The following is a 10,863-nucleotide window of genomic DNA, read 5'->3' on the forward strand; positions in this document are numbered from 1 at the left end:
AAACACTTTCAGGCGCACTTCCGGGTGGTTGATGCCGCCCACGCCGTTGACGGCCAGCCGGATGCCGCGCGCAAATAAACCCGGCAGCGCTTCAGCCCCGCCGACCACCGGCACGCCCAGCACTTCGCTGCCCGGGGTTAAGCCGTCATCTACCACTGCTGCCCAGTGATAAGCCCCAACCGCCCGCACCAGTTCAATCAGCGTTTTACCGTGTCCGCCCCCGCCGAACAACACCAGCGCGGTCGGGTCATAATCCATCTGCGGCATTTGAGCGTTGGGTGGTAGCATGTCTTTTTTATATCACATTTTATAAACGCAGGCAGGCCTGCACCGCCAGCCAGAAGATGCGTTCGCGGTCATCGGCGCGTTTGTGCCAGCTGCGGCTGTCCCAGCCCTCCGGCACGACCAGATCGCCGCCGTACACCAGCTGTCCAAGAGTAACCCGGCGAAATTGCGCCACCGCGAAGAAAGCCGCCGCTTCCATTTCGACCACCTGACAGCCTTCTGCCAGACGGCGCGCGCGGCGCGCCACCGTTTCGCGGTAAATGCCGTCGGTTGTCCATGCTTTGGCGAGGCTGTAAGGCATGTTTGCCGCTTCCAGGGTTGCCTGCAAGGCGGCCACCGCTGCCGGGCTGGCGCTCACTTCCCGGCCGGGCGGCAGGTAATGGTACGAAACGCCCTCATCGCGCACCGCGCTGGTCAATATCAGCGGGTGGCCGGCGTCTATCGAATGGTCAATCACCCCGCAGCCGCCGGCAGCGATGAAGCGGTCAACCCCCAGCGCGATGATTTCTTCCAGAAAACCGGCCGAGAGCGGCGCACCCACGCCGGGATGAGCGACCAGCAACGGCTGGCCGTTTTCTTCCAGCACATACAACGGGTTTGGGCCAATTTCCGACTTAAGCCGACCGATGACTTTCAATCGGCCTTTACGGCGCAGGCGGTTAATCACATCCTGAAAAAAGCACAGCACGGCGCGCGGGGGTGCCGCCTGTGATAGTTGGACAGGGTGCGGTTGTAAAATTGCCTGCTCGGTGGGGTCAAATTCGAGGATGGGTGCAGTCGGTTTTTCGTTCACTCCGCCTCCGGTTGAGAAATTTGCCAGTTGATCCATTCAATGTCATCAATGCCTGCAAACCGTTGCTGCATGATGGCCATGGCCTGCGGGTTATTGTCAATCAGGATGAAGCGCCGGCCCAGTTCCAGCGCCGCCGCGCCGGTGGTGCCGCTGCCGGCAAAGAAATCCAGCACCAGCCCGCCGGGTGTGGAAGAAGCCTGAAGGATGCGCCGCAGGATGCCGAGTGGTTTTTGGGTGGGGTAGCCGGTCTTTTCCTTGCCGTTGGTCGGTACGATGGTATGCCACCAGGTATCGGTTGGCAGTTTGCCGCGCGCGGCCTTTTCTGCGCCCACCAGTCCCGGCGCCATGTAAGGGATGCGCTCGATTTTCTCGACATTGAAAATATAATGGCGCGGGTCACGGGCATACCAGAGGATGTTATCGTGCTTGGGGGGCCATTTGCGGCGAGTGCGCCCGCCGTAATCATACGCCCAAATGATCTCGTTGAGGAAGCACTCCCGCCCGAAAATCTGATCGAGCAGCACTTTGCAGTAATGCACCTCGCGGTAGTCAATGTGAAAGTACAAACTGCCGTTGGGCTGCAGCAGGCGGTAGGCTTCGCGCAGGCGGGGTTCCAGAAAGGCCAGATAGTCATCAAAAATATCCGCATACGAATGGGAACCAAGCCGTACCGTACGGTAACGCCGCCCGCCAAAACCAACCCGATCGCCGCTGCCGTCGCTTTGCGTGCGCAGGCGGACGCGCTGCTGTACCCGCCCGGTGTTGAAAGGCGGGTCAATGTAGATCAATTCCACGCTGCCTGAAGGGAGCGACTGCAGAATGGGCAGGTTATCGCCAAAATAAATGCGGTTGGAGGGCATAGCCTAATTTTACCCTTAGTTCGCCGGGAGGATTGTCCGCCTGCCCATTCAGTCAGGAAGAATTTATCCACCAGCCGGAGGTATTTGGGTTTTCATCGCATTACGATGGGAGAGTGGTCAGGTTTGCCTGGAAAGGAAGTACGCATGAATCAACCTCAAATACCTGAAAAATATTCCCTCCCATCCAAAAACCAGTCCTCCCCAGCCCTCCGCTTAAAATCACCCGCTTCACCGGCATGGCGCGGGGCGGCCGGCAGTGTGCTGGCGGCATTTTTACTGATCAGTGCATTGACGGGCTTCTTCCTGTCCCGGCACGGCGGGGCGGGGATCTGGCTGGCGGTTTCAGCCGGTGTGATGGGGTTGGTCACGATTGCGGCAGGTTTGTTGTTTGGGATGGGCATGTTGCTGGGAAAACTGCCGCTCAGGTTTCGGTATGCCCTTCTGGTTGCCCTGTTTTCCGGTGTTGTGCTGGCTTTGTTGAGCCTGCCGCTTTTGCCGGGACTGGCCGTTGTGCTGGCTGCCGTTCTGGTGGGCGCGGCGCTGCTCGGCGGTGGGGCGGTGGGACTGTTGAGCCGGGCATCCGCCAGCCGGAGTCGGCTTCAAAGCGCTCTGTTTGCGGCTGAATTGAGTCTGGGGCTGGTCGTTCTGGTTGGGGTGGGGGTATTTCTTGGCTGGCAGGGCAGCCCCGTACAGTTGCCAGCCCATGCAGGTGAGCAAGCCCCCTCTCCAGTTGAGCCGTTGAATCTGCCCGACCCCGCTCGGCCGGGTGCTTATCCGGTTGCACTGCTTACCTACGGCAGCGGACAGGACAAACTCCGTCAGGAATATGCTCAAGGGGCTGCCTTGCTGACCCCCAGCGTGGACGCTTCGCTTTTACTGGAGGGCTGGTCAAGCCTGCGCACGGCTTACTGGGGCTTTTCCCCCGCCGAACTCCCTCTGAATGGCCGGGTGTGGTATCCGCAGGCGGAGGGTCGTTTTCCGCTGGTGATTGCCGTACATGGAAATCATCCGATGGAAGAGACCTCGGAAAGTGGTTACGACTATTTAGGGGAATTGCTGGCTTCGCGCGGCTTTATTTTTGTGGCGGTGGATGAGAATTTTCTCAACATTTCAGCGTGGGGCGATGTGCTGTTCTTTAACCGTTTGGAAGGGGAATCGGATGCGCGCGGCTGGCTGGTGCTGGAACATCTGCGCCTGTGGCAATCATGGAACGAACAGCCCGGTAACCCGTTTTACCAGCGGGTTGACCTGAATCAGATTGCCCTGCTGGGACATTCCCGCGGCGGGGAAGCCATTGTCATTGCTGCGGCTTTCAATCGTCTTTCCCATTATCCCGATAACGCCGCCCTGTCCTTCGATTACGGGTTCAAGATTCGCTCGCTGATTGCACTGGCGCCGGCCGATGGGCAGTATCAACCCGGCGGACTGCCGACTCCGCTGCAGGATGTCAATTACCTGCTGCTGCACGGTTCGCACGATATGGACGTGCTGACGATGATGGGCGCGGCGCCGTTTGAGCGGTTAACCTTCAGCGGGCAGGATGACTTTTTCAAGTCAGCCGTTTACATTTATGGCGCCAATCATGGGCAGTTTAACAGTGTGTGGGGCAACAAGGACATTGCAGAACCCATCCCCCGTCTGTATAACCTGCGACAGTTGCTTCCACAAACCGAACAACAACGCATTGCTCAGGTGCTGATCAGTGCATTTCTGGAAGATACCCTGCGCGGGGAAAGGGCTTATCGGCCATTGTTTCAAGACCTGCGCCGCGGACGGGACTGGCTGCCGGATACGCTTTACCTCTACCAGTATCAGGACAGCCGTACGCTGGCGCTGGCAGATTTCCATGAGGATATTGACCTGACCACTGCCACCCTGCCCGGCGCGGAGCTGAAGGGGAACGACCTGACCCGTTGGCGTGAACAAGTCGTACAGGGAAAGTGGGGAGGTTTTGGTTTCAAAGCGGTTTATCTGGGCTGGGACGCTGCCTCATTTTCTCCCGCCAGTTATACCCTTTTCCTGCCGGATGGCGGGCTTTCCCTACCGGATGAGCCTGTATTATCGCTTTCGCTGGCAGATGCCAACGAATCGCCGCAGCCGGAGGGGCAGTCCGCCGGGCGGCAGTCGGGTGAGGTGCAGCCAGTGGATTTCAGTATTGAGGTATTCGACCGGCAGGGAAACACAGCGCGCCTGCCGCTCAGCCGCTATGCCCTGCTTCAGCCGCAAATCCGCGGAATTTTTGCCAAAGCAGCCTTCATGCACGCCACGCCGCTCTCCGAACCGATTTTTCAAACCTTTGACTTCCCGCTGGGGTGGTTTGTGGAAGTTAACCCGCTGCTGGATTTGAACGCGCTTGCCGGTGTGCGGCTGGTGTTCGACCGCACGCCGGCCGGGGTGATTGCAGTCAATCACATTAGCGTGCGTTGAAATCACCTTGAGATAAGAAATGTCAGTTTGGGATAAATCCTTTTTGCATCCGATTTCAGAATTCGGCCCCCTCCTGCGCCTCCCCCAATATTGCAGAAGCGATATTGGGGGAGGTGGAAGGGTGTCCATTTCGCTGCTCACCAAGGGTTGTGCTTATCCCGAACCCACGTTAAGAAACAAAGAAGGAAAGATGGATGCACCTTTAGAGAAGTTTTCAGGCAAACCTGTCCATTCGTCCAGTTTTGATCGGCCATTTGGCGGGTATTCGGGCTTCATAAAGCAAAAAAGGGAACAAGACGGTATGTAAATTCGTCTACCGTCCATAATTTCGAACAAGGAGAAAAAAATGAATGACAAATTTTTTGGTAACCGTGTTTTTTCGATGATTCTGCTGTTGATATTGGGGATGATGTTCAGTGCCTGCAGCGGTTTGAGTGCAGCAGCATCTGAAGCAGGCTCGCTCCCTCCGCAGAATAGCCCTGAAACAATCGTGTACAAAGAGTTTGCCCTGCCCGGCCCTGTTGCCGTGCGATTTGAATTGCCGGAAGGCTGGGACTGGTGGGGTAATGGCGGCAGTCTATCCCCAAACGACGGCAAAACTTTGGCAGGTGTGACAGCGGCTTGGATTAAACCGGGGCAGGATGCAGAGACCCGGTTGTACAACGAAGGGGCATCGGTATTGGAAAAGACGGATGTCAAGGTCGGTGAAGTGGAAACCCACCGCTACATTGTCGAAGAAACCTTTACCAATGCGGCTACCGGTGAGGTCTTTGATCGCAAATTCAGAATGATTTATGCCTTTCCATCTCCTGAAGGAGACATGATCGTCGGTGTGTTTGTCGCGGATACAAGTGTGGAAGAATTGGAAGCACTTTCTTCGGTGGCAGAACACATGCTCATCAGTTTGAAATGGGATGAATGAACGACTTAAAAAGGTGGAAGGGATAGGCATTACCTGCCATTAAACTCCCACACCGAAATATCCACACAGGGACAGGATCAGCCCGGATGCTCCTGTCCCTGTTATTTATTTTCAGCATGTTGGGCATGGATGATTTCCTCCAACAGGCGCACGCGTTCGGTGAGGCGCACCTGATTGGAATTGAGCCGTCCGGCAATAAAAAGCAGCGCCGCAACTGCCGTCATCAGCAGCGCCAGCACAATTCCGCCGTTGATCAGCGCCGACTGCAAGGGGCGGATGATCAGGTTGGCCAGTTCGCCTAAACCGAACATCTGGAAGAAGATTTGATTGGCGGGCAGTGCGCTGGCTGCCCCGATCAGAGAAATCAGCACGAGAATCGCCAGCGCCAGAATCAGCCCGGCAAAGCCATACAGGATCACACTGATCCAGTTTGTTTTTGATTTTTCAGCATTCATTACCAGCCTCACAGGGAAAGAATCACGTCCGTACGGTGAATGGGGTGTAACACCGAGTTTATCACAGATGGAGCGCAGCACGCTTCTGGATTCGCTTCCGGCGGGAAATTGAACGGGTATTTGGATTGACACGCCGCGAATAAAATCATATACTCTAAATAGCCTATTAATGGATGGTAAAAAACATCTAATTGGAGTATAAAATGCAGGCACTCCCTCCAACTTCCCCGCTTCGTTTGATCATCCGGAAGGTTCGGCGAGTCTATCGCCCGTTCCTGATTCGGCCGGCACATGCCTACTTCTTCCCGGCTTTGCTGCGGGCTGTTCCCCGTCGGCTGCGGATTGCCCGATTGCAGGAAGAACAGGACAATGATTTGTCCACTGCGCTTCCCATCTCACCCGATTCCCATCGTTTTCCCCTGTAAACTTCCATGCCCGAACCCGAAAAGGTCACCATCAATCTGAGTGTGGTGGATTTGGGTCAGATTGATGTGCTGGTGGAGGAAGGTTACTATTCCAGTCGTACTGACTTTTTACGCACGGCTGCCCGCGCCCAACTGGAAAAACAGAGCGAGGCGCTGAATCAAATTGTGCGCCGGCGGGGGTTGACCATTGGGGTTGTCCACTTGAACCGTGCCGAGCTGGAAGAGCATTTTCAAAAGGGGGAAAGCCTGGATGTGCGGGTGGTCGGAATGCTGGCAATTGATGCAGAAGTACCGCCGCAGCTGGCTGCGGCGGTGATTCGCAATCTTCAAGTGTATGGGGTGGTACGCGCCACTCGTGCCGTGCGGGCGGCACTGGGAATCAAGGAACGGCGCAGTCCGGCAGATTAGGGTTGCGCTTAAGCCACGGCTTTTGTTCTGGCAATTCGCTCTAAAACATCTCCCAATTGTTTCAATTCCCGTTCGGTGTTGTAATGGACTGCCCCGACCCGTACCATGCCGCCTTTATCTTCCACTCCCAATCGTTCGGTAACCGCCAGGGCGTAATAATTGCCGTCCCACACATAAATATCTTCGCGGCCCAACTGGACGGCAACCTCGCGCGGATGCTGTCCATTCAAGCGGAAGGCGAAGGTCGGCACGCGGTCTTTGATGCGGCGCGGGTCGCTCAAGCCGTAGAGCGTCAAACCGCGGATGCTTTTCAACACATCCAGCAGGTTGCGGCTCAGGCGGTATTCATAAGCGCGAATGGCAGCCATGGCCTGTTTCAGTCGCATGCGCCGCCCTTTGTAGTGCGGGCTGAGATCCTTGCTGAATTCTCCGCCAAAGGTTTCGCCCAGCCATTCCAGATATTCCATTGTCCCCAGAACGCCGGCAATGCCTTCGTGGTTTTGGGTGCCGGTTTCAAATTTGCCGGGGGGTGTATTGGATGCCGGGCGCACCTTATAGGCAAACAGGCTGTCGAGCAAATCGTAACGGCCGTAGAGGATGCCGGCGTGCGGGCCGAAAAGCTTGTACGAAGAGGCTACCAGAAAGTCGCAGCCGAGTGCCTGCACATCGATTGGCCCGTGGGCGGCGTATTGGACGGCGTCCACATACACCAGCGCGCCGGCGGCATGCGCCATGGGGATGATTTCTTCCAGCGGATTGATGGTGCCCAGCGCATTGGAGGCATAACCGACCGCCAGCAGACGCGGTTTTTCTTCCAGCGCAGCCTGCAGGTCATCCAGGTCCAGCGTGCCGTCCTCGGGATGAAAATCCACCCAGCGTACGCGCACGCCGCGATCTTCGGCAGCCAGTACCCACGGGGTGATGTTGGCATCGTGATCCAGCCGGGTGACCACGATGGTATCGCCCTCTTTCCATGTGCGCGCCAGCGAACGGCTGATGTGCAGGGTCAGGCTGGTCATGTTGTTGCCAAAGACAATTTCCTCAGGGCGGGCAGCATTGTAAAAATCGGCCATGGCGGCGTGGGCAGCGTCCAGAATCCGATCCGACTCCTGGCTGGTTCGAAAAGCCCCGCCGTGGTTGGCGTTGGAGGTGGTCAGGTACTGTTCCATTCGCTCCAGGGCTGAAAGGGCGATCTGCGTTCCGCCGGGGTTATCCAAAAAGATGGCACCGCTTTGCAGCGCGGGGAAGCGGTTGCGGATGATGGAACTTTCCAGGGTCATAGGCTTGTTCTCCTTTGGCGGCGGTTTTCAAAGATTATACGCCAGTTTTGTGGGTGCGTTGATCTTCTTGCGTTTGTATTTTGGGATAGAGTATAATCCAATTAAACGATCGGTAAGCAAAAATCCTGACAGGAGGAATTTTCATGTCCACCCTCAATCTGATCCTGCAGAGCCTGCATAACCTCACCCGCTGGGCTTTGGTCATTCTTGGCGTGATTGTTATTGTGCGCGGATTCACCGGCTGGCTGCGCGGTCGGCGTTTCAATAAAGACGACAATCGCTTTGGCCTGCTTTACACCTCATTTTTTGATGTTCAACTTTTGCTGGGTTTAATCCTGTACTTCTCCAAAGGCTGGTTCGGGGTGCTGACGGCCGATTTTGCGGCGGCCATGCGCGCTGCCGGCACCCGCTTTTTTGCCATTGAACATTTTTTGCTGATGTTCATTGCGCTGGTGGTGGCCCATGTGGTGCGCACCCGCTCCCGCAAAGCCGCCAGCGATGTACTCAAGCACCGCTGGGCGGCGCTGGGCTACCTGCTTTCCTTTGTGTTGATGCTGGCAGCCATTCCATGGCCTTTCCTCGAATACGGGCGGCCATGGCTGCGTCTTTTCGGTTTGCAGTTTTAAGCGATCAATCCAGTTCCAGCTCTGCCACCGAACCCACCACCCGTTGGGGCTGGTAGGGATAGGCAGAAATCATATCGCGGCTGGTGACTCCGCTCAGCACCAGAATCGTACCCATGCCGCTTTGGATGCCAGCGAGAATATCGGTGTCCATGCGATCACCAATCATAATGGTATTTTCGCTGTGGACGCCAAGGTAGTTGAGGGCGGCGCGCATCATAAACGGGTTGGGTTTTCCCACAAAGAAGGGCGTTTTGCCGGTGGCTTTTTCGATCAGGGCAGCCATGGCGCCGCAGGCAGGTACAATCCCTTCTTCGGTGGGGCCGGTTGCATCCGGGTTGGTGGCCACAAAACGCGCGCCGGCGTTGATCAGCCGCACCGCTCTGGTGATTTGGGCAAAACTGTAGTTGAAGGTTTCCCCCAAAACCACGTAATCGGGGTCGAACTCGGTTTGAATGTAACCCACCTCGTGCAGTGCCACCTGCAGACCGCTTTCGCCGATCACAAAGGCTTTGCCGCCCGGCATTTGGGCATGCAAAAAACGGGCGGTTGCCATAGCGCAGGTGAAGATCGAGTCTTTGTCAATATCCAGTCCCATGTTCTGCAGGCGGTGCGAGAGATCAGAAGGAGTCCAGATCGGGTTATTGGTCAGCACCAGAAACTTAATCTTTTTGGCACGCAGACGGGCAATGAATTCATCCGCACCGGGGATGATCTTTTGCCCGCTGATCAACACGCCGTCCATATCAATCAAATAGTTTACTTTTGGCATGGCTGCTCCTTGGAATAAGGAAATGGTCTTGCCGAGTTAAATTATAGCCCGTACTCGCCCGATAACGTTGATTCTTGACCGATTAATAACCGGATCATAACAAATCGCCTGTATCGGGTTAAATGTTAAAGCGGATGTTGATAATATCGCCGTCTTTGACGATGTATTCTTTGCCTTCCAGGCGCAGCTTGCCTTTGGCACGCGCCTCGCTCATTCCGCCCAGTGCGATCAAATCGTCGTAGGTAATGACTTCGGCGCGGATGAAACCTTTTTGCAGATCGGTGTGGATTTCGCCGGCAGCTTCCGGGGCGGTTGCACCGCGCCGCACCGTCCAGGCGCGCACTTCGTCCGGGCCGACGGTAAAGAAGGACTGCAAGCCAAGCAGGTCATAAGAAAGGCGGATCATCCGGTTGAGGCTGGGTTCGCTGATGCCGTATTCTGCCATGAACAGGGCGGCATCTTCCGGCGGCAGTTGGGCAATTTCCATTTCCAGTTTTGCCTGTAGCGCCACAACCTGACTGTGGCGGTGGGGGTATTCCAATGCCGGGGCGGTCTGTCCCTCGGAAAGATTCAGCACCACCAGCACCGGTTTGCGGCTGAGGAAGCCAAAACCAGAGAGCAGTTTTTCCTCGTCCGCTTCGATATCCACATCGCGCAACGGAATTTCCTGACTGAGTGCCTGATGCAGCCGCTCGAACAGGGCAATTTCGCGTTCAATTGCCGAACGATCCCTTCCGCCGCCTTTTTTGCGTTCTTCCGCCAGGCGTTCCAGTTTGCGCTCGACGGCGATCAGGTCGTTGAGCACAAATTCGGCATCCATGGCTGCCAGATCGCGCTCAGGATTCACACTGCCTTGCGGGTGGGGTACATTTTCATCCTCAAAAACACGGACGACGTGAATGAAACCGTCCATTTGGGTCAGCTGATTGAGCAGCGTGCCGGAGATGCCGCTTTTGCCCGCCGAGCCATCCAGTCCGGCAATATCGGCGTAGGTAACTTTGGCGTAAATGGTCTTTTTTGGGTTGAACATTTTGGAAAGTACATCTACGCGTGGATCCGGCACATCCACCACGGCGGTGTGGATTTCGATTTTGCCGGTGGCAACGCCGGTAGGCTGATTGCCGCGGGTGAGGGCATTAAACAGGGTGGTCTTTCCCGATTGAGGTAATCCGATGATTCCCAAACGCATGATGGTTTGAAACCTTGACCCTTCCGAAGAATTTTGATATATTTCAGGTTAGATCACGCCGAAGTGGCGGAACTGGCAGACGCGCACGACTCAAAATCGTGTACCCTCCGGGTATGTGGGTTCGATTCCCACCTTCGGCACTGCTGATTATATCACGCTGCGCGCCGCACCTGACTGCGGCGCTGGTTTCTTAAAAATCATCCCGGCACAGCCTTTGAGGAGAACCTCATGTCACCAGAACTCAATGACCTGATTCAGTGGGCGCGCGAGGCGGGAAGTTTGCTGCGCCAGCGCTTTGGAGGTGATCATTCCATCCGCTTCAAAGGCAGCACCGATATTGTCACTGAAGCCGATCACCAATCCGAGGCCCTGCTGATGGAGCGCATCCTCAGCCGTTTTCCCGATCACACCATCATCACCGAAG

General features: G+C 56.1%; 13 protein-coding genes, 1 tRNA gene and 1 pseudogene. 8 read left to right on the forward strand and 7 right to left on the reverse strand.

Annotation, left to right across the window (positions count from 1 at the left end; genetic code table 11):
* From VAE48_RS11500 to VAE48_RS11510, 3 genes and pseudogenes are all read right to left on the reverse strand, one after another.
* Positions 1–288, reverse strand: a pseudogene (locus VAE48_RS11500) (hypothetical protein); the annotation flags it as partial.
* Positions 289–307: 19 nt separating this feature from the next.
* Complete coding sequence (locus VAE48_RS11505; protein ID WP_322793473.1) at positions 308–1,078, reverse strand: nucleoside phosphorylase; 771 nt, start codon at positions 1,076–1,078, stop codon at positions 308–310.
* Positions 1,075–1,938 carry a site-specific DNA-methyltransferase gene (locus VAE48_RS11510; RefSeq protein WP_322793474.1) on the reverse strand — a complete coding sequence of 288 codons (864 nt, stop codon included), beginning with the start codon at positions 1,936–1,938 and terminating at the stop codon, positions 1,075–1,077. The genes VAE48_RS11505 and VAE48_RS11510 overlap by 4 nt, the downstream gene beginning before the upstream one ends.
* Positions 1,939–2,082: 144 nt before the next feature.
* On the opposite strand from VAE48_RS11510, the gene VAE48_RS11515 reads away from it, so the two are divergent.
* From VAE48_RS11515 to VAE48_RS11525, 3 genes are all read left to right on the forward strand, one after another.
* Positions 2,083–4,365: a hypothetical protein gene (locus VAE48_RS11515; RefSeq protein WP_322793475.1), complete on the forward strand. Its 2,283-nt coding sequence runs from the start codon at positions 2,083–2,085 to the stop codon at positions 4,363–4,365.
* A gap of 121 nt (positions 4,366–4,486) precedes the next feature.
* Positions 4,487–4,672, forward strand: coding sequence for a hypothetical protein (locus VAE48_RS11520; protein ID WP_322793476.1), 186 nt, complete (start codon positions 4,487–4,489; stop codon positions 4,670–4,672).
* A 39-nt stretch (positions 4,673–4,711) separates the two neighbouring features.
* Positions 4,712–5,287: a hypothetical protein gene (locus VAE48_RS11525; protein ID WP_322793477.1), complete on the forward strand. Its 576-nt coding sequence runs from the start codon at positions 4,712–4,714 to the stop codon at positions 5,285–5,287.
* Positions 5,288–5,388: 101 nt separating this feature from the next.
* Here VAE48_RS11525 and VAE48_RS11530 read toward each other — a convergent pair whose 3' ends face one another.
* Positions 5,389–5,742, reverse strand: a complete 354-nt coding sequence (locus VAE48_RS11530; RefSeq protein WP_322793478.1) for a hypothetical protein — start codon at positions 5,740–5,742, stop codon at positions 5,389–5,391.
* 203 nt (positions 5,743–5,945) lie between these two features.
* Between VAE48_RS11530 and VAE48_RS11535 the strand changes: the two genes are divergently transcribed.
* A complete protein-coding gene (locus VAE48_RS11535) occupies positions 5,946–6,167 on the forward strand; it encodes a hypothetical protein (protein WP_322793479.1) in 222 nt (73 codons plus the stop codon).
* A 6-nt stretch (positions 6,168–6,173) separates the two neighbouring features.
* The gene (locus tag VAE48_RS11540; protein ID WP_322793480.1) at positions 6,174–6,575 is read left to right on the forward strand and encodes a hypothetical protein; all 402 of its coding nucleotides are present in this window, start codon (positions 6,174–6,176) and stop codon (positions 6,573–6,575) included.
* Positions 6,576–6,583: 8 nt separating this feature from the next.
* Here the strand turns inward: VAE48_RS11540 and VAE48_RS11545 are convergent, their stop codons facing one another.
* Positions 6,584–7,855 carry a cysteine desulfurase-like protein gene (locus VAE48_RS11545; protein WP_322793481.1) on the reverse strand — a complete coding sequence of 424 codons (1,272 nt, stop codon included), beginning with the start codon at positions 7,853–7,855 and terminating at the stop codon, positions 6,584–6,586.
* Between the two features lie 143 nt (positions 7,856–7,998).
* Here VAE48_RS11545 and VAE48_RS11550 point away from each other — a divergent pair, with 143 nt between their 5' ends.
* Positions 7,999–8,481, forward strand: a complete 483-nt coding sequence (locus tag VAE48_RS11550) for a hypothetical protein (protein WP_322793482.1) — start codon at positions 7,999–8,001, stop codon at positions 8,479–8,481.
* A 4-nt stretch (positions 8,482–8,485) separates the two neighbouring features.
* Here the strand turns inward: VAE48_RS11550 and VAE48_RS11555 are convergent, their stop codons facing one another.
* Together VAE48_RS11555 and ychF are read right to left on the reverse strand one after the other, a co-directional pair.
* A complete protein-coding gene (locus VAE48_RS11555) occupies positions 8,486–9,250 on the reverse strand; it encodes an HAD-IIA family hydrolase (protein WP_322793483.1) in 765 nt (254 codons plus the stop codon).
* A gap of 118 nt (positions 9,251–9,368) precedes the next feature.
* The gene (gene ychF, locus VAE48_RS11560) at positions 9,369–10,439 is read right to left on the reverse strand and encodes a redox-regulated ATPase YchF (protein WP_322793484.1); all 1,071 of its coding nucleotides are present in this window, start codon (positions 10,437–10,439) and stop codon (positions 9,369–9,371) included.
* A gap of 57 nt (positions 10,440–10,496) precedes the next feature.
* Between ychF and VAE48_RS11565 the strand changes: the two genes are divergently transcribed.
* Both VAE48_RS11565 and VAE48_RS11570 read left to right on the forward strand, forming a co-directional pair.
* Positions 10,497–10,579 (forward strand) — tRNA-Leu (locus VAE48_RS11565).
* An 88-nt stretch (positions 10,580–10,667) separates the two neighbouring features.
* Positions 10,668–10,863: inositol monophosphatase family protein (locus VAE48_RS11570; RefSeq protein ID WP_322793485.1), on the forward strand; the 196-nt coding region annotated here is incomplete at its 3' end.

This window comes from Bellilinea sp. (assembly GCF_034432615.1).
In the GTDB taxonomy this organism is placed as follows: Bacteria; Chloroflexota; Anaerolineae; order Anaerolineales; family Anaerolineaceae; genus Bellilinea.